This window comes from Streptomyces sp. NPDC003300, from assembly GCF_040610915.1.
Classification (GTDB): Bacteria; Actinomycetota; Actinomycetes; order Streptomycetales; family Streptomycetaceae; genus Actinacidiphila.
Genome location: NZ_JBEXNE010000040.1, coordinates 36,268 through 53,964 on the forward strand (window position 1 = coordinate 36,268; position 17,697 = coordinate 53,964).

At 71.3% G+C, this 17,697-nt stretch carries 16 protein-coding genes; 14 read left to right on the forward strand and 2 right to left on the reverse strand.

What is annotated here, in order from left to right:
* Nucleotides 1-84: 84 nt before the first annotated feature.
* Complete coding sequence (locus ABZX65_RS34160) at nucleotides 85-363, reverse strand: helix-turn-helix transcriptional regulator (RefSeq protein WP_355349207.1); 279 nt, start codon at nucleotides 361-363, stop codon at nucleotides 85-87.
* Nucleotides 364-450: 87 nt separating this feature from the next.
* Between ABZX65_RS34160 and map the strand changes: the two genes are divergently transcribed.
* The 10 genes from map to efeU all read left to right on the forward strand — a co-directional run bounded on the left by map (nucleotide 451) and on the right by efeU (nucleotide 11,260).
* Complete coding sequence (gene map / locus ABZX65_RS34165; protein WP_355349210.1) at nucleotides 451-1,218, forward strand: type I methionyl aminopeptidase; 768 nt, start codon at nucleotides 451-453, stop codon at nucleotides 1,216-1,218.
* A gap of 327 nt (nucleotides 1,219-1,545) precedes the next feature.
* Nucleotides 1,546-2,307 carry a DeoR/GlpR family DNA-binding transcription regulator gene (locus ABZX65_RS34170; protein WP_188284604.1) on the forward strand — a complete coding sequence of 254 codons (762 nt, stop codon included), beginning with the start codon at nucleotides 1,546-1,548 and terminating at the stop codon, nucleotides 2,305-2,307.
* Nucleotides 2,308-2,514: 207 nt separating this feature from the next.
* Nucleotides 2,515-3,879 (forward strand): sugar ABC transporter substrate-binding protein, encoded by a 1,365-nt coding sequence (locus ABZX65_RS34175; protein WP_355349214.1) that lies wholly within the window; start codon nucleotides 2,515-2,517, stop codon nucleotides 3,877-3,879.
* 102 nt (nucleotides 3,880-3,981) lie between these two features.
* The gene (locus tag ABZX65_RS34180) at nucleotides 3,982-4,947 is read left to right on the forward strand and encodes a sugar ABC transporter permease (RefSeq protein ID WP_355349217.1); all 966 of its coding nucleotides are present in this window, start codon (nucleotides 3,982-3,984) and stop codon (nucleotides 4,945-4,947) included.
* The gene (locus ABZX65_RS34185; RefSeq protein ID WP_355349220.1) at nucleotides 4,947-5,825 is read left to right on the forward strand and encodes a carbohydrate ABC transporter permease; all 879 of its coding nucleotides are present in this window, start codon (nucleotides 4,947-4,949) and stop codon (nucleotides 5,823-5,825) included. The genes ABZX65_RS34180 and ABZX65_RS34185 overlap by 1 nt, the downstream gene beginning before the upstream one ends.
* Nucleotides 5,822-6,811, forward strand: coding sequence for a zinc-dependent alcohol dehydrogenase family protein (locus ABZX65_RS34190; protein ID WP_188284600.1), 990 nt, complete (start codon nucleotides 5,822-5,824; stop codon nucleotides 6,809-6,811). The genes ABZX65_RS34185 and ABZX65_RS34190 overlap by 4 nt, the downstream gene beginning before the upstream one ends.
* 76 nt (nucleotides 6,812-6,887) lie before the next feature.
* Entirely contained in the window at nucleotides 6,888-7,421 is a 534-nt protein-coding gene (locus ABZX65_RS34195; RefSeq protein ID WP_355349224.1) for a GNAT family N-acetyltransferase, read from the forward strand.
* A gap of 256 nt (nucleotides 7,422-7,677) precedes the next feature.
* A complete protein-coding gene (gene efeO, locus ABZX65_RS34200) occupies nucleotides 7,678-8,820 on the forward strand; it encodes an iron uptake system protein EfeO (RefSeq protein ID WP_355349227.1) in 1,143 nt (380 codons plus the stop codon).
* Nucleotides 8,821-8,940: 120 nt separating this feature from the next.
* Nucleotides 8,941-10,347: an iron uptake transporter deferrochelatase/peroxidase subunit gene (efeB, locus tag ABZX65_RS34205; protein WP_355349230.1), complete on the forward strand. Its 1,407-nt coding sequence runs from the start codon at nucleotides 8,941-8,943 to the stop codon at nucleotides 10,345-10,347.
* A 55-nt stretch (nucleotides 10,348-10,402) separates the two neighbouring features.
* Nucleotides 10,403-11,260, forward strand: coding sequence for an iron uptake transporter permease EfeU (gene efeU / locus ABZX65_RS34210; protein ID WP_355349232.1), 858 nt, complete (start codon nucleotides 10,403-10,405; stop codon nucleotides 11,258-11,260).
* A 106-nt stretch (nucleotides 11,261-11,366) separates the two neighbouring features.
* Here the strand turns inward: efeU and ABZX65_RS34215 are convergent, their stop codons facing one another.
* Entirely contained in the window at nucleotides 11,367-12,347 is a 981-nt protein-coding gene (locus ABZX65_RS34215) for an aldo/keto reductase (RefSeq protein ID WP_355349235.1), read from the reverse strand.
* A gap of 132 nt (nucleotides 12,348-12,479) precedes the next feature.
* On the opposite strand from ABZX65_RS34215, the gene ABZX65_RS34220 reads away from it, so the two are divergent.
* The 4 genes from ABZX65_RS34220 to ABZX65_RS34235 all read left to right on the forward strand — a co-directional run.
* Complete coding sequence (locus ABZX65_RS34220; protein WP_355349238.1) at nucleotides 12,480-13,517, forward strand: NAD(P)/FAD-dependent oxidoreductase; 1,038 nt, start codon at nucleotides 12,480-12,482, stop codon at nucleotides 13,515-13,517.
* 185 nt (nucleotides 13,518-13,702) lie between these two features.
* On the forward strand, nucleotides 13,703-14,359 hold the full coding sequence (locus ABZX65_RS34225) for a class I SAM-dependent methyltransferase (protein ID WP_355349241.1): 657 nt from the start codon (nucleotides 13,703-13,705) through the stop codon (nucleotides 14,357-14,359).
* Nucleotides 14,360-14,524: 165 nt separating this feature from the next.
* Complete coding sequence (locus ABZX65_RS34230; protein WP_355349243.1) at nucleotides 14,525-15,268, forward strand: beta-phosphoglucomutase family hydrolase; 744 nt, start codon at nucleotides 14,525-14,527, stop codon at nucleotides 15,266-15,268.
* On the forward strand, nucleotides 15,265-17,697 hold a 2,433-nt coding region (locus ABZX65_RS34235), incomplete at its 3' end, for a glycosyl hydrolase family 65 protein (protein WP_355349246.1). The genes ABZX65_RS34230 and ABZX65_RS34235, both read left to right, overlap by 4 nt.

The window sequence follows — 17,697 nt, forward strand, 5'->3', positions numbered from 1 at the left end:
GGCGAGCGGCGCGCCCGCCGTACCTGAGGCCGTACGACCGGCCGGCTCCCGTCGTACCGCCCGCCCACAGCACCTCCCGCGCCCTCACGCCGACAGTGCCCGCACCGCCTCCCCGATCTCCTCCGGGGCGCAGGCCGTGGCCAGCACGTCCAGGGACAGGCCGAGCGCCGCCGCCAGGGCGACCACGGTGAAGAAGGCCGGGGTCGGGGCCCGGCCGGTCTCGATCTTGCGCAGGGTCTCCGCGGAGACCCCGGCCGCCGCCGCCACGTCCACCATGCTGCGGTCGCCGCGGGCGTCGCGGAGCAGTGCGCCGAAGCGTTCGCCGCGGGCGCGCTCCTCGGGGGTCAGGGGTGTTCTCACCATGCCCGTGATACTAATACCGGTATAAGTATTGGGCGAGGCCGCGGCCGGAAGGAGTCCGGCCGCCCGCACGACGAGGAGTCACAGCACATGGTGGAGATCAAGACCGACGCGGCGCTCGACGCGATGCGCGAGGCGGGGCGCGTCGTGGCGCAGGCGCTCGCCGCCGCACGGGAGGCGGCGGCCGTCGGCGTATCGCTTCGGGACCTGGACGCGGCGGCCCACGCCGTCCTGGACAAGGCGGGCGCCACGTCCCCCTTCCTCGGCTACCAGCCGTCCTTCGCCCCCTCCCCCTTCCCCGCGGTGATCTGCGCGTCGGTGAACGACGCGCTCGTGCACGGCATCCCCACCGACTACCGGCTGCGCGACGGCGACCTGGTGAGCATCGACTGCGGCGCGGTGCTCGACGGCTGGGCGGGCGACGCCGCGGTCAGCTTCATCGTGGGCACGCCCCGGCCGGAGGACGTGGAGCTGATCGCCGCCACCCAGCGCGCCCTGGACGCGGGCATCGCGGCGGCCGTCGTCGGCCACCGCCTCGGCGACATCTCGCACGCGGTCGGCGCGGTGGCGCGCACGGCGCGCTGCGGCATGCCCACCGACTTCGGCGGCCACGGCATCGGCCGCCAGATGCACGAGGATCCGCACGTGCCCAACCGCGGGCGGCCGGGGCGCGGCTTCCCGCTCCGCCACGGGCTCGTCCTCGCGATCGAGCCGATGCTGATGTCCGGCGGGCGCGACGAATACCGTACGGACCCGGACGGCTGGACGCTGCGCACGGTCGACGGGAGCCGCGCCGCGCACATCGAGCACACCGTCGCGATCACCGAGCAGGGCCCGCGCGTCCTCACGCTCGTCTGATCCGTCCCGGGCGCCGCCGCCCGCCCGCGGTCCACCTGTCGGCCGCCCGCCGCTCGCACGTCCGGCGCACGCCGCGTGCCCCGCGGGCCGCCCGTTGCCTGCCCGTCGTCCGAAACGGGCACTTCCACGGGCCGTATGGCCAACCACCACACCACCTGATCGCCAACACACCCTCTGAACTGGCACTCTTGCCGACCGGTCCGGGCAACACCGGGCAGTTTGTTGTCCGTTCTGGGCCGGTCCCTGTCAAAGTGGCGTTGGTATAACTCTTCCACGGGCAAAACCGGGCACGCCTTGCCCGGACCGGCGAAGAGACAGGTGGTGACCGTGAGAGCACAAGAACGCCAACATCGGATCCTCGCGCTCGCGCGCCACCAGGGTCAGGTCGAGGTCACCGTGATGGCCGCCGATCTCAAGGTGGCGCCGGAGACCATCCGCCGCGATCTGGGCGTACTGGAGAGCCGCGGTCTGGTCCGCAGGACGTACGGCGGCGCCTATCCCGTCGAGGGCGCGGGGTTCGAGACCGACCTCGCCCAGCGGGTGACGCTGCATGTCGCCGACAAGCGACGGATCGCGGCCGAGGCGGTCAAGCTGCTCGGCGAGGCCGAGACCGTCTTCGTGGACGAGGGCTACACCCCTCAACTGCTCGCCGCGCTGCTGCCCAGCGACCGGCCGCTGACGGTGGTCACCGCGTCGTTGACCACCGCGGCGGCCGTCGCGGACTCCGCCAACACCACTGTGCTGCTGCTCGGTGGCCGTGTCCGGGCCCGGACGCTGGCCACCGTCGGCTCCTGGGCCTGCGACATGCTCGCGGGCTTCGTCATCGACCTGGCCTTCGTCGGGTCGAACGGCATCTCCCGCGAACTCGGCCTGACCACACCGGATCCCGTGGTCGCCGACGTCAAGGCCAAGGCGCTGGAGGTCTCCCGGCGCCGGATCTTCATGGGCCACCACAGCAAATTCGGCGCGAGCAGCTTCTGCCGCTTCGCCCAGGTCGGCGACTTCGAGGCGATCGTCACCGACACCGGTCTGTCCAGCGCCGAGGCGCACCGCTACGCACTTCTGGGACCCCGCGTCTTCAGAGTCTGACCCGCGGGCCCGCCCCGCGCCGCTCCCCCTTTCCCCTCCCCCCACCTCCCCCGCGATCTCCGAGATCCCCGCAGGCCCCCCCGCAGTCCCGGCGCTCCCCCCCGCCTTCCGCATCTCCCCAGTACGCCGATCCGGGCTACCCCCTGCCCTCCCGCACCACGACTCCGCTCCACCCACCCTCATCCCCGGTCATGAAAGGGACGAATCATGACACCGAGAACGAGAAGTCTTCCCCGCCTTCTGCCCCCGCTCGCCCTCGCCGTCTGCGGCACCCTGCTCGCGGCCTGTTCCGGCGCCGGCGGCTCCGGCGGAAGCTCCGGCGGTCACTCCATCAACGTACTGATGGTCAACAACCCGCAGATGGAGGACCTTCAAAAGCTCACCGCCGCCAACTTCACCAAGTCCACCGGTATCAAGGTCAATTTCACGGTGCTGCCCGAGAACGACGTCCGGGACAAGATCACCCAGGACTTCTCCAGCCAGGCCGGCCAGTACGACGTCGCGACCATCAGCAACTACGAGACGCCGATCTACGCCAAGAACGGCTGGCTCGCCCCGCTCACCGCGCACACCAAGTCCGACACGGCCTTCGCGCAGAGCGACATCCTGCCCGCGCTCCAGCAGTCGCTGACGTACAAGAACGACATCTACGCCGAGCCCTTCTACGGCGAGTCGTCGTTCCTGATGTACCGCAAGGACGTCTTCGCGGCGAAGAACCTGACGATGCCCGCCAACCCGACCTGGGCGCAGGTCGCGGACCTCGCCGCGAAGGTCGACGGCGCGCGGTCCGGCATGAAGGGCATCTGCCTGCGCGGCCAGCCCGGCTGGGGCGAGGTCATCGCCCCGCTGACGACCGTGGTCAACACCATGGGCGGCACCTGGTTCGACAAGGACTGGAAGGCCCAGGTCAACAGCCCCGCCTTCACCAAGGCGACGCAGTTCTACGTGGACCTGGTGCGCGCCCACGGTGAGGCCGGAGCCCCGCAGGCCGGGTTCACCGAGTGCCTCAACGACCTGGAGCAGGGCAAGGTCGCCATGTGGTACGACGCGACGTCGGCGGCCGGTTCGCTGGAGGCCAAGGACTCACCGGTCGCGGGCAAGCTCGGCTACGCGCCCGCTCCGGTCGACCAGACCAAGAGCTCCGGCTGGCTCTACACCTGGGCCTGGGGCCTGCAGAAGGCCAGCAAGCACCAGGACGACGCCTGGAAGTTCATCTCGTGGGCGTCGGGCAAGGGCTACGAGGAACTGGTCGGCAAGCAACTGGGCTGGTCGCGGGTCCCGGCCGGCAAGCGCACCTCCACGTACCAGAATCCGGACTACGTCGCCTCCGCCTCGGCGTTCGCCAAGGCCACCGAGACCGCGCTCGAGGCGGCCAACCCGACGAACCCGGGCATCCAGCCGCGGCCCGCGCCCGGCATCCAGTTCGTCGGCATCCCCGAGTTCACCGATCTGGGCACCCAGGTCTCGCAGCAGATCAGCTCCGCCATCGCGGGCCAGACCAGCGTGAAGAGCGCCTTGTCCGCGAGCCAGAAGCTCGCAGAGAAGGTCGCCGACAAGTACGCGGGCAACTGACCGCCACCGCCCCACCCGACGGTCCCGGCCGCCCCCGGCCCCCCGCACGACGGGGCCGGGCGGCGGGCCCGGGGCGTGAAGCGGAGAGAGACGACTGACACCATGAGCACCCCATCCCTCACCAGACGCATCCGCGCGCCGCAGACCGAGCAAGAGCCTGCGCCGCCCGCCGCGCGCCGGTCCCCCGGCGCCTGGGTCCGGCGGGCTCCGCTGCTGCCGGCCCTGGTCTTCATGATCGTGGTCACCCAACTGCCGTTCGTCGGCACCCTGGTGATCTCGTTCATGCGGTGGAACGCCCTCGACCCCGGTGACCGCGGTTTCGCCGGCCTCCAGAACTACAAGGAAGAGTTCACCGACCCGCAACTGCGCCACGCCCTGACCACCACGGTCGTGCTGACCGTCTCCGTGGTCCTGGTCAGCCTGCTGCTCGGCCTCGGCCTCGCGCTGCTGCTCGACCGGAAGTTCCTCGGCCGGGGCATCGTGCGCACCATGCTCATCACGCCGTTCCTGGTGGTACCGGTGGCGTCCGCGCTGCTGTGGAAGCACGCGCTGTACAACGCGTCGTACGGCCTGATCAACGGCTCGCTCAACTGGCTGTGGAAGCTGTTCGGCAGCGACAACGCGCCGCAGCCGGACTGGCTGTCCACCCACCCGCTGCTGGCCGTCGAGGCGTCGCTGGTGTGGCAGTGGACGCCGTTCATGATGCTGATCCTGCTCGCCGGGCTCCAGAGCCGGCCGATGGACATCGCCGAGGCGGCGCGGGTGGACGGCGCGGGCACCTGGCAGATCTTCCGCTATCTGACCTTCCCGTACCTGCGCCGCTATCTCGAACTGGCGGCCCTGCTCGGGTCGGTGTACGTGGTGCAGAACTTCGACGCCGTGTTCACCATCACCTCCGGCGGTCTCGGCACCGCCAACCTCCCCTACACCGTCTACACGACCTTCTACCAGGCGCACGACTACGGGCAGGCGTCCGCCGCGGGCGTCATCGTGGTCATCCTGTCGATCATCGTGGCCACCTTCGCGCTGCGCACCGTCTCGTCGCTGTTCCGAGAGGAGACCCGGTGATGACTACCGTCTCCGTGACCACCGCCCGCCGCCGTACGGCGCCCGCCGCCCGCAAGGAGCGGCGCAACCGCTCACTGCTCGGCCTGCTGGCCTGGCTGTGCGGGATCGTCTTCTTCCTGCCCTTCGCGTGGATGGTGCTCACCTCCTTCCACAGCGAGCAGGACGCGGCGACCAACCCGCCGAAGCTCGGGGCGTCGCTGACGCTCCACGGCTACCGGGAGTTCTTCGGCTCCGGCACCGGCGTCAGCCCGTGGCCGCCGCTGGTCAACTCCCTGACAGCGGCGGCGGTTTCCACCGCCCTCGTACTGGTGCTGTCCTTCCCCGCGGCCTACGCGCTGTCGATCAAGCCGGTGCGCAAGTGGACCGACGTGATGTTCTTCTTCCTGTCGACCAAGATGCTGCCCGCCGTCGCGGGCCTGCTGCCGGTCTATCTGATCGCGAAGAACGCCGGTCTGCTGGACAACATCTGGCTGCTGATCCTGCTCTACACCTCGATGAATCTGCCGATCGCGGTGTGGATGATGCGCTCGTTCCTCGCCGAGGTCCCGGTGGAGATCCTGGAGGCCGCCTCGATCGACGGCGCGGGCCTGCCGACCATCCTGGTACGGATCATCGCCCCGGTCGTCACCCCGGGGATCGCCGCGACCGCGCTGATCTCGTTCATCTTCAGTTGGAACGAACTGCTCTTCGCGCGGGTGCTGACCGGTGTGGTGGCCGGTACCGCGCCGGTGTTCCTCACCGGATTCGTCACCAGCCAGGGCCTGTTCCTCGCCAAGGTGTGCGCCGCCGCCGTCTGTATATCCCTGCCGGTACTGGCCGCCGGATTCGCCGCCCAGGACAAGCTCGTCCAGGGCCTCTCTCTTGGAGCCGTCAAGTGAAAGCAGCCGTCATCAGCTCCCCCGGTGTCGTCGGCATCGAGACCGTCGACGACCCGGCGCCCGGCCCCCGGGACGTCGTGGTCCAGGTCGCGGCCTGCGGTCTGTGCGGCACCGATCTGCACATCCTCCAGGGCGAGTTCGCCCCGACCCTGCCGATCGTGCCGGGGCACGAATTCGCCGGTGAGATCGTCGCCGTGGGCTCCGAGGTCCGCGAGCTGGCCGTGGGCGACCAGGTGGCGGTCGACCCGTCGCTGTACTGCCACGAGTGCCACTACTGCCGGATCGGGCGGAGCAATCTGTGCGAGCGGTGGGCCGCGATCGGCGTGACCGTCCCCGGCGGCGCCGCCGAATTCGCCGTCGCCCCGGTCGCCAACTGCGTCAAACTCCCCGAGCACATACGGACGGTGGACGCGGCGCTCATCGAACCGCTGTCCTGCGCCGTACGCGGCTACGACATCCTGCGCAGCCAACTGGCCAGCCACGTACTGATCTACGGCTCCGGCACCATGGGCCTGATGATGCTGGAGCTGGCCAAGCGGACCGGCGCCGCGACCGTCGACGTCGTCGACATCAACGAGGAGCGGCTGACCACGGCCACGGCGCTGGGCTGCTCGCAGGTGGCGACCAACGCGGACGAGATCGCCCGCCCGCGCGGCTGGGACGTCGTGATCGACGCGACCGGCAACGCGCAGGCCATCCAGGACGCGCTGGACCGGGTCGGCAAGGGCGGCACCTTCCTCCAGTTCGGCGTGGCCGACTACGCCGCGCGCGCGACGATCGAGCCGTACCGCATCTACAACCAGGAGATCACGATCACCGGCTCGATGGCCGTCCTGCACAGCTACGAGCGGGCCGCCGAGCTGTTCGCGGGCGGGGTGCTCGACCCGGAGGTCTTCATCAGCGACCGGCTGCCGCTGGTCGACTACGCGTCGGCGCTCGAGCGGTTCAAGGCCGGCAAGGGCCGGAAGATCCAGGTGGTGCCCTGAGCCCTGCGGGCGCCGCGGCCGTGTCCGCCGGGGAAGCCGATTGTGACCCGGCCGCGGACTTCGACAGGATGGGGCCATGACCGAGATCCGCACGCCCCGCCTGGTCCTGCGCCGCTGGCGCGAGGACGACATCGCGCCGATGGCCGAGATCAACGCCGACCCGGAGGTCATGCGCTACATCGGCGACGGGCTGCCCCGCGACCTGGAGCAGACCGCGGAGTCCATCGAGCGGTGGGAGGAGGAGTGGGACGACGAGGGCTTCGGCCTCTTCGCCGTCGAACTCCTCGCCTCGGGCGAACTGGCCGGGTTCACGGGGCTGTCCGTGCCCACGTTCCTGCCCGAGGTACTGCCCGCGGTGGAGATCGGCTGGCGGCTCGGCCGCCAGTTCTGGGGGCAGGGTTACGCGTCGGAGGCCGCTCACGCCACCTTGGAGTTCGCCCTCCAGGACCGCGGCCTCGACCGCGTGATCAGCATCGCACAGCTCGGCAACGACGCCTCCGAGAACGTGATGCGCAAGCTCGGCATGGTCCCGGACCGCACGACGACCCACCCGGTGTCCGGCCGCCCGGTGCGGGTGCACGCGATCGACCTGACCGAATACCGGGCCTGAGCCGTGGAGGACCGGGCCCGGATCGGTCGGCCGGCCCGTCGGCCAGGTCGGCCCGCCGGTCGGTCAGTCGGTCAGTCGGTCCGCCGGCCTGTCGGCCTGTCGGCCTGTCGGCCTGTCGGGGAGCGACGCTGATCACATGGACACGTCACAGGCTTTTCACTAAGGTTTGCCTTGCCTAAGGCAAACCGTGTGTTTTTACCTGCCTGCGCACCCGTCGTCGTCTTCGCCCCTTTCCCGCCCGTGGAGTTGTTGACCCATGCCTGCCGTGCCCAGAGCCTCCGCTGTCGCCCTGCTCTCCCTGGTCGTCCTCGGCACGGCCGCCGTCACCGGCTGCGCGAAGAAGAACGACGCCTCGTCCGACGGCGCGATACGGGTGGACGCGGCCGACAGCTCCTGCAAGGTCTCGCGCACGGAGTTCCCCGCCGGTTCCGTCAGCCTGGACGTGCACAACAAGGGCTCCAAGGTCACCGAGGTCTACGTCTACGCGCCGGGCGACCGCATCGTCACCGAGCGGGAGAACATCGGCCCCGGCACCAGCGCCACCATCACCGCGCAGATCAAGGCGGGCACGTACGAGGTGGCCTGCAAGCCGGGCATGAAAGGCGACGGCATCCGGCAGAAGATCACCGTGACCGGCGCCAACGCGCCCAAGCCCGGTGACCCGCGGCTCGACGAGGCCGTCGCCTCGTACCGCAAGTACGCGCAGGAGCAGGCCGACCTGACGATCCCGCTGGTGCAGAAGTTCGCCGACGCGATCAAGGCCGGTGACGTGGCCGCGGCCAAGGCCGCCTTCGCCCCGTCGCGGGTCGGCTGGGAGCGCACCGAGCCGGTCGCCGAGAGCTTCGGTGACATCGACCCGAAGACCGACACCCGCGAGGACGGTCTGGAGGACGGCCAGAAGTGGACCGGCTGGCACCGGCTGGAGAAGGCGCTGTGGGCCGACGGCAAGCTGACCCCCGAGGACAGCACCCTCGCCGACGCGCTGGTGGCCGACCTCAAGGACTGGCAGAAGCGGGTCGGCACCGCCGACATCACGCCGACCAGCATGGCCAACGGCGCCAAGGAGCTGCTGGACGAGGTCGCCACCGGCAAGGTCACCGGTGAGGAGGACCGCTACAGCCACACCGACCTGTCGGACTTCGACGCGAACGTGGCGGGCGCCCGCAAGGCGTACGAGCTGCTGAAGCCGGTCGCCGCCGAGAAGGACCCGGCGCTGTCCAAGACCCTGGACACCGAATTCGCCGACATCCAGACGCTGCTGGACAAGTACCGGCAGGGCGACGGCTTCGTCTCGTACGACAAGGTCACCGAGAAGGAGCGCAAGGCGTTCTCCGACGCGGTCAACTCGCTCGCCGAGCCGCTGTCCAAGCTCGCCGCGGCTGTCGCACCCGCCAAGTAGCCCTCGGCGCCCGGCTGCCCGGGCGCCGAAACCGCAGCTCACCGAGCCGTGGCACTCCCGCACAGGGAGGGTCACGGCTGCGGTACGCACGACGCAGAACCGATAGAAGGGCCACCGTTCATGGACGAAGCAGCCGGTACCGGCGGCACCGAGTCCACCCCCGCAGACCCCGAGGGCGCCGAGCCCGCCTCGACCGCCCCACAGGGCACGACCGCGGACACGAGCACGGATACCGACACGAGCACGAGCACCGACACATCCGCGGACGACCGTACCCACCGGGCGCTCAGCCGCCGCGCGGTCATGGGCTGGGCCGGTGCCGGGCTCGCCCTCGGCGCGGCGGGCGGCGGCTCGGTCGCGGCGGCGGTGACCAGCGGTACGAACGGCGGCTCCGCGTCCTCCGACGGCTCCGTCCCCTTCTACGGTGAGCACCAGGCGGGCATCGCCACCCCTGTCCAGGACCGGCTGCACTTCGCGGCGTTCGACGTCCTCACCGACGACAAGGCGGAACTGGCCGCGCTGCTCAAGGAGTGGACGAGCGCCGCCGCCGCGATGACGGCGGGACGCGAGGTCGGCACGGGCGCGGTGGACGGGCCGGCCGAGGCGCCGCCGGACGACACCGGTGAGGCGCTGGGCCTGCCCGCCTCCCGGCTGACCCTCACGGTCGGCTTCGGCCCGAGTCTGTTCGAGCAGGTCGCCGAGGACGGCACGCGCACCGACCGGTTCGGTCTGCGTGCCCGGCGCCCTGCGGCGCTGATCGACCTGCCGCACTTCCCCGGCGACAATCTCGACCCGGCCCGCAGCGGCGGCGACCTGTGCGTCCAGGCGTGCGCGGACGATCCGCAGGTCGCGGTGCACGCGATCCGCAATCTCGCCAGGATCGGCATGGGCAAGGTGTCGGTGCGCTGGTCGCAGCTCGGCTTCGGCAAGACGTCCTCGACGACGCCGGACGCGCAGACGCCGCGCAATCTGATGGGCTTCAAGGACGGCACGCACAATGTGTCGGGCACCGACACATCGACGCTGGACGGCCATGTGTGGGCGGGGCCGGGGGACGGTCCCGACTGGATGACCGGCGGCTCGTACCTGGTCGCGCGCCGGATCCGTATGCACATCGAGACCTGGGACCGCGAGGGCCTCCAGGCGCAGGAGGACGTGTTCGGCCGCACCAAGGGCGAGGGCGCGCCGTACGGCAAGCAGCGCGAGCGCGACACGCCCGACCTCGGGCTGATGCCGAAGGACGCGCATGTACGCCTGGCCCATCCGGACAGCAACGCCGGGCAGATGATCCTGCGCCGCGGCTTCTCCTTCACCGACGGCTCGGACGGTCTGGGGCGGCTGGACGCGGGTCTGTTCTTCCTCGCGTACCAGCGCGACACCCGTAAGGCGTTCGTCCCGTTGCAGCGGCGGCTCGCCGCGAGCGACGCGCTCAACGAGTACATCCAGCACGTCGGTTCCGCACACTTCGCCTGCCCGCCCGGCGTCCGGAAATCCGGCGAATGGTGGGGGCAGTCCCTGCTCGGCTGACCCCGCCCCTCCCCCCGACCAGCGTCCCACCCGTCCCGGCCCCTGGAGTACCGCCGTGTTCGCCAACTATCTGATCGGCCTGCGAGAGGGCCTGGAAGCCAGCCTGATCGTCTGCATCCTGATCGCCTACCTGGTCAAGTCGGAGCGGCGCGAGAGCCTGCCGCCGGTCTGGACCGGCATCGGCGCCGCCGTGCTGCTGAGCTTCGGCTTCGGCGCGCTGCTCCAGTTCGGTTCGTCGGAGCTGACCTTCAAGGCACAGGAGGCGCTGGGCGGTTCGCTGTCCATCATCGCGGTCGCGCTGGTCACCTGGATGGTGTTCTGGATGCGCCGCACGGCGCGGCATCTGAAGGCCGAGCTGCACGGCAAGCTGGACGCCGCGCTCGCGATGGGCACGACCGCGCTGGTCGTCACGGCCTTCCTGTCCGTCGGCCGCGAGGGCCTGGAGACAGCGCTGTTCGTGTGGACGGCCGTGCAGTCGAGCGACGACGGCGTCCGTCCGCTGATCGGCGCGATGCTCGGTCTGGTCACCGCCGTGATCCTGGGCTGGCTGTTCTACCGGGGCGCGGTGCGGATCAATCTGGCGAAGTTCTTCACCTGGACCGGTGCCATGCTGGTCGTGGTCGCGGCCGGTGTGCTCGCGTACGGTCTGCACGACCTCCAGGAGGCGGGCTGGATCGGCGGCCTGAACAGCCTGGCCTTCGACATCAGCTCCACGATCCCGCCGGACAGCTGGTACGGCACCCTGCTCAAGGGCGTCTTCAACTTCCAGCCGGACCCGACGGTGCTCCAGGTCTGCGCCTGGGGCGTCTACCTCGTGCCCACGCTGTACTTCTTCTTCCGCCGCTCCGGCGGTCGCCCCGCCCCGGCCGCGCGGGTCTCCCCCGAGCCGTCGCAGCCGGAGACCGCGCGCTGACCTCAGGCCCCGGCCTGCTCCGAGACCGCGCGCTGACCTCAGGCACCGGCCCGCTTCGGGACCGCGTGCGGTCCCGTGGCCGGGGCCCGCGCACGGCCGACGGATGTCACCGGTGGCCGCGGATCGGGTGCGGGACGTAGGGCGCTTCGAGACGGGCGATCTCGTCGTCGGTGAGGGTCACCTCGACCGCGCCGACGGCGTCGTCCACGTGGGCGAGCTTGGTGGCGCCGACGATGGGGGCGGTCACGGCCGGTCGGCTGAGCAGCCAGGCGAGCGCGATCCGGGCCATGGGCACGCCGCGTTCGTCCGCGACGGCGCGGACGGCGTCGACCACGTCGAAGTCGGCCTCGGTGTACAGCTCGTCGGCGTAGGCGTCGCTGCCGGAGCGTACGGTCCTGCGCTCGCCGTCCCTGCCGCGTGATCCGGCGAGCAGGCCGCGGGCCAGCGGGCTCCAGGGGATGGCGCCGACGCCCTGCTCCCGGCAGAGCGGGATCATCTCCCGCTCCTCCTCGCGGTAGACGAGGTTGTAGTGGTTCTGCATCGACACGAAGCGCGGGTGTCCCGCCGCCTTCGCCGTGTACTGGGCGGTGGCGAACTGGTACGCGAACATGCTGGACGCGCCGATGTAGCGGGCCTTGCCCGAGCGGACGACGTCGGCGAGCGCCTCCATCGTCTCCTCGATGGGGGTCTCGTAGTCCCAGCGGTGGATCTGGTAGAGGTCCACGTGGTCGGTGCCGAGCCGGCGCAGTGAGGCGTCGATGCCCGCCAGGATGTGCTTGCGGGACAGTCCTCCGTCGTTGGGGCCCGGTCCCATCGGCAGGCAGACCTTGGTGGCGAGCACGTAGTCGTCGCGGTGGGCGAAGAGCTTGCTCAGCAGCCGTCCGGTGATCTCCTCGCTGCGGCCGAGCGAGTACATGTCGGCGGTGTCGAAGAACGTCACACCGCCCTCGACGGCCCGCCGCACCAGAGGCTCGGACGCTTCCTCGTCGAGCATCCACGCCCGGTTGGCCGGGTCGCCGTAGCTCATCATCCCCAGGGCGATCCGTGACACCTTCAGGCCCGTCGTGCCCAGCCGGGTGTACTCCATGCCGTCTCCTCGCGTCGTGGTCCCCTTGTCCACGGGTACCCCGGCCGACCCGGATCAATATTGCTGTTCCGGCAACAATGTTTGCCGCCCGCACGTCAGGTGTCCGATGCTCCGTGCTCGGAGGTGGTCACCATGACCGACAAGGTGAGCGGGAACGGAAACGGGCAGGCGGCGGCGCGTACGGAGGCGGCCGGAGAGCGGCGCTTCGACGTCGTGGTGGTCGGCGGCGGGGCGGCCGGGCTGAGCGCGGCCCTGACGCTGGGCCGGGCGCGCCGCTCGGTGCTGGTGATCGACGCGGGCGAGCCGCGCAACGCGCCCGCCGACGGCATCCACAACTATCTGGGCCGCGAGGGCGCGACGCCCGCGGAGCTGCTGGCCACCGGCCGGGAGGAGGTGGCCCGCTACGGCGGTGAGACCGCCGAGGGCCGGGCCGTCTCGGCCGCGCGGCTCGACGGCGGCGGTTTCCGTGTCGGGCTGGACGACGGCTCAGCGGTGCGCGCCGAGCGGCTGCTGCTGGCGACCGGCCTGGTGGACGGGCTGCCCGAGGTGCGGGGGCTGGCCGGGCGGTGGGGGCGCGAGGTGCTGCACTGCCCGTACTGCCACGGCTGGGAGGTGCGCGGCCAGGCGATCGGCGTGCTGGGCACCGGCCCGCTGGCGGTGCACCAGGCGCTGATGTGGCGGCAGTGGAGCCAGGACGTCACCCTCTTCGTGCACACCGCGCCCGAGCCGGACGACGAGCAGTACGAGCGGCTGGCCGCCCGCGGGATCGCCGTGGTCGAGGGCGAGGTGGCCGCCGTGGAGGTGACCGACGACCGGCTCACCGGCATGACTCTGGCCGGTGGCCGGGTGATCCCCTGCCAGGCGCTGGTGGTGTCCACCCGCCTGGACGCCAGGACGGATCTGCTGGCGGACCTCGGTCTGACCACGGTCGGGCAGGAGATCGGCGGGGTGCCGATCGGCACCCGGGTCGAGGCCGATCCGACCGGCGCCACCGCTGTGCCGGGCGTCTGGGTCGCGGGCAATGTGGCCTCACCTGTCGAGATCCTCATCGGCGGCGCCACGGCGGGTGTCAGGGCCGCCGCGGCGATCAACGCGGATCTGACCGAGCAGGAGACGCTGGCCGCGGTGGCCGCGCGCCGCGCTTCGGCGGGCGCCGCGCCGATCGCGTAGGGTGCGCGGCTCCCAGCGGTACGAGGACGGCACCGAGCGGTACGAGGACGGCTCCCAGCGGTACGAGGACGGCACCGACCCGTACGGGAACGGCGCGCCGACGCCACCGTGCGGACGAGGGCGACACGCCCGTGAGGGCGCGCTCCACGAAGATCACAAAACTCGCGAAGGGCAAGGACAGGCCGATGACCGACAACACTCCGGCGACCGAGGAACTCCAGGGCGAGGAGTTCTGGAACGCCCGCTACTCCGGGAGCGAGCGGATCTGGAGCGGCGATCCCAATACGGTCCTGGTCCGCGAGGTGGCCGGGCTGCCACCCGGCAGGGCGCTCGACCTGGGCTCCGGCGAGGGCGGCGACGCGATCTGGCTCGCCCGGCAGGGCTGGCGGGTCACCGCCACCGACATCTCGGGGGTCGCGCTCGACCGCGCGGCGCGGCACGCCGAGGAGGCGGGCGTCGGCGACCGGATCGACTGGCAGCGGCACGACCTCGGCGTGTCCTTCCCCGAGGGCGCGTTCGACCTCGTCTCGGCCCAATTCCTGCACACCCTGGGCGAGATGCCGCGCGAGGAGATCCTGCGGACAGCGGCGGCGGCCGTCGCGCCCGGCGGCGTCCTGCTCGTCGTCGGCCACTCGGGCTTCCCCGCCTGGGAGAAGAACCCGCACCCCGAGGTGCATCTGCCCTCGCCGCAGGAGGTGCTGGCCTGCCTCGAACTGCCGGACGGCGCGTGGGAGGTGCTGCTCTGCGCGGAGCACGAGCGGATCCAGAACGACCCCGACGGGCGCCCGACCACGCGTACCGACAACGCCGTGAAGGTCCGCAGGCTCCCCGTGTCCGGCTGACCCGGCGCACGACACGCCGGGCGGCACCCGGACCCGGCGCACGACACGCGCGACGCGGGCGGGGTCGCGGACCTCGCGCCTCCCGCCCGCCCGGCGTTCGGCGACACGGGGGGTCTTCACCCCCTGGTCGGCATGGTGTCGGCTATCAGTGGGAACCTGTGCGGCATGACGGAGATCGGACTGCCCCATGGCGTACGAGCGTGCCTCTTCGACCTGGACGGCGTGCTGACGCCGACCGCGCTGGTGCACGCGGCCGCGTGGAAGGAGACCTTCGACGACTTCCTGCGGGACAGGGACGGCGAGGGTTTCCGCCCCTTCGACGCGAAGGCGGACTACGACGCGTACGTGGACGGACGTCCGCGCGCCGACGGCGTGCGCACCTTCCTCCAGGCCCGCGGCATCGAACTGCCCGAGGGCGAGGACGGCGACCCACCGGACCGGCAGACCGTCAACGGCCTCGGCAACCGCAAGAACGACGTCGTGCTGGAGAAGATCCGCACCGAGGGCGTACGCCCCTACCCCGGCTCGGTGCGCTATCTGGAGGCGGTACGGGCGGCGGGCCTGCGCACGGCGGTGGTGTCGTCCAGCGCGAACTGCCGTGACGTGCTGGTCTCCGCGGGCATCGAGCACCTGCTGGACGTACGGGTGGACGGTGTTGTCGCCAAGGAGCGGCATCTGCCGGGCAAGCCGCACCCGGACACCTTCCTGGCCGCGGCCGAGGAGCTGGGCTTCGACGCCGCCCGCGCGGCGGTCTTCGAGGACGCGCTGGTCGGCATGGACGCGGGCCGCTCCGGGCACTTCGGCTTCGTCGTCGGCGTGGACCGGGTCGGACAGACCGACGCGCTGCGCGAGCACGGCGCCGACACCGTCGTGAAGGACCTCGCCGACCTGATCGGAGTGACCGCGTGATCACCGACCCCGCCTATGAGGTCGCCCCCTGGAGCCTGCGCGAGTCCGAACTGAATCTGGACGTGCTGCCGCAGAGCGAGTCCGTCTTCGCCGTCTCCAACGGGCACATCGGCTGGCGCGGCAACCTCGACGAGGGCGAGCCGAACGGCCTGCCCGGCTCATACCTCAACGGGCTGCACGAGACGCACCCGCTGCCGTACGCCGAAGCGGCCTACGGCGACCCGGAGTCCGGGCAGACCGTCATCAACGTCACCAACGGCAAGATCATCCGGCTGCTGGTGGACGACGAGCCGTTCGACCTGCGGTACGGCACGATCCGTTCGCACGAGCGTGAACTGGACCTGCGGGCCGGGGTGTTGCGCCGGGTGTGCGAGTGGGTCTCCCCCGCGGGCCGCGCGGTGCGGGTGCGTTCGACGCGCATGGTGTCCTTCACGCAGCGCGCGGTGGCCGCCGTCGCGTACGAGGTGGAGCCGCTGGACGGCAGCCTGCGGGTGGTCGTGCAATCGGAACTGGTGGCCAACGAGGAGGTGCCGCGCAGCGAGGGCGACCCGCGGCGGGCCGCCGCGCTGGAGAACCCGCTGGTGCCGGAGGAGAACTTCGCGTCCGGCACCCGGCTGCGGCTGGTGCACTCCACGGCCCGCAGCGGACTGCGGCTGGCCGCCGCCGCCGATCACCGCGTGGACGGCCCCGAGGCGACCACGAAGGTCTCCTCGGAGTCCGACGACGACGTCAGCAGGCTCACCATCACCTCCGTACTGGAGTCCGGGCAGCGGCTGCGGCTGGAGAAATTCGTCGCGTACGGCTGGTCGGCGACCCGGTCGCTGCCCGCGCTGCGCGACCAGGCGGACGCGGCGCTGGTCGGCGCCCGCGACACCGGGTGGGACGGCCTGCTGGAGCAGCAGCGCGCCTACCTGGACGACTTCTGGGACCGGGCGGACGTGGAGGTCGACGGCGACACCGAGATCCAGCAGGCGGTGCGCTTCGGGCTCTTCCACGTCCTGCAGGCCGGTGCGCGGGCCGAGGAACGGGCGATCCCCGCCAAGGGCTTGACCGGCTCCGGCTACGACGGTCACACCTTCTGGGACGCCGAGACGGCCGTGCTGCCGGTGCTGACCTTCACCGCGCCGCGCGCGACCTCGGAGGTGCTGCGCTGGCGCCACAACACGCTGCCTGCGGCTCAGGAGCGCGCCCATCAACTGGGCTTGGCCGGTGCCGCGTTCCCGTGGCGGACGATCAACGGCGCCGAGGCGTCGGGGTACTGGCCCGCGGGCACGGCGGCCTTCCACATCAACGCCGACATCGCCGACGCGGTGGTGCGCTATGTGACGACCACCGGCGACCGGGACTTCGAGGAGAACATCGGCCTCGAACTCCTCGCGGAAACCGCCAGGTTGTGGCGGTCCCTGGGTCATCACGACCACGCGGGGGCCTTCCACATCGACGGCGTGACCGGGCCCGACGAGTACAGCGCGATCAGCGACGACAACGCGTACACCAACCTGATGGCGCAGGCGAATCTCGTCGCGGCGGCGGACGCCGCCGAGCGCCATCCGCGGCGGGCCGCCGAGTTGGGCGTCACCGACGAGGAGACCGCGGCCTGGCGGGACGCCGCGGCGGCGATGTCCCTGCCGTACAACGAGGAGCTGGGGGTCCACGAGCAGTCCAAGGGCTTCACCCGCCACCAGGTGTGGAACTTCGCCGAGACCGATCCGGCGCACTATCCGCTGCTGCTCAACTACGCCTACTTCGACCTGTACCGCAAGCAGGTGGTCAAGCAGGCCGACCTGGTGCTGGCGATGTTCCTGCGCGGCGACGCCTTCGAACACGCCCAGAAGGTACGGAACTTCGCGTACTACGAGCCGCTGACCGTCCGCGACTCCTCGCTGTCGGCGTACTGCCAGTCGATCATCGCCGCCGAGGTCGGCCATCTCCAACTGGCCTACGACTACCTCGGCGAGTCGGCGCTGATCGACCTCGGCGACCTGGAGAACAACTCGCGTGACGGCCTGCACATCGCGGCGCTCGCCGGTACGTGGACGGCGCTGGTGTCGGGGCTCGGCGGGATGCGGCTCTTCGACGGCGACCCGATCCGCTTCGCGCCCCGGCTGCCCGACGCGCTCAGCCGGATCGCCTTCCGGCTGGCCTTCCGCGGGCGCCGGCTGCACGTCGAGGTCACCAGGAGCAAGGCCACGTACACCCTCGCGGAGGGCGAGCCGATCGAGGTCCTGCACTACGAGAAGTCCTTCATGCTGACCGCGGAGCACCCGGTCAGCCGCGACCTGCCGGAGATCGAGCACCGGCCGCAGCCCTCGCAGCCCCCGGGCCGGGCGCCGCGCCGCCGCAATCAGCGTCCGGCACACCGAGCCGCTGCTGGGCGATCCCGTACTCGGCATCGAGGCCGGGCTGTTCGGCGGCATGGCCAGGGTCAG

Coding starts and splice junctions, on each gene's coding strand:
- ABZX65_RS34175 (WP_355349214.1), top strand. CDS start 2,515: ATGACACCGAGAACGAGAAGTCTTCCCCGCCTTCTGCCCCCGCTCGCC.
- ABZX65_RS34180 (WP_355349217.1), top strand. CDS start 3,982: ATGAGCACCCCATCCCTCACCAGACGCATCCGCGCGCCGCAGACCGAG.
- efeB (WP_355349230.1), top strand. CDS start 8,941: ATGGACGAAGCAGCCGGTACCGGCGGCACCGAGTCCACCCCCGCAGAC.
- ABZX65_RS34160 (WP_355349207.1), bottom strand. CDS start 363: ATGGTGAGAACACCCCTGACCCCCGAGGAGCGCGCCCGCGGCGAACGC.
- ABZX65_RS34225 (WP_355349241.1), top strand. CDS start 13,703: ATGACCGACAACACTCCGGCGACCGAGGAACTCCAGGGCGAGGAGTTC.
- ABZX65_RS34195 (WP_355349224.1), top strand. CDS start 6,888: ATGACCGAGATCCGCACGCCCCGCCTGGTCCTGCGCCGCTGGCGCGAG.
- ABZX65_RS34220 (WP_355349238.1), top strand. CDS start 12,480: ATGACCGACAAGGTGAGCGGGAACGGAAACGGGCAGGCGGCGGCGCGT.
- ABZX65_RS34230 (WP_355349243.1), top strand. CDS start 14,525: ATGACGGAGATCGGACTGCCCCATGGCGTACGAGCGTGCCTCTTCGAC.
- ABZX65_RS34215 (WP_355349235.1), bottom strand. CDS start 12,347: ATGGAGTACACCCGGCTGGGCACGACGGGCCTGAAGGTGTCACGGATC.
- map (WP_355349210.1), top strand. CDS start 451: ATGGTGGAGATCAAGACCGACGCGGCGCTCGACGCGATGCGCGAGGCG.
- efeO (WP_355349227.1), top strand. CDS start 7,678: ATGCCTGCCGTGCCCAGAGCCTCCGCTGTCGCCCTGCTCTCCCTGGTC.
- ABZX65_RS34185 (WP_355349220.1), top strand. CDS start 4,947: ATGACTACCGTCTCCGTGACCACCGCCCGCCGCCGTACGGCGCCCGCC.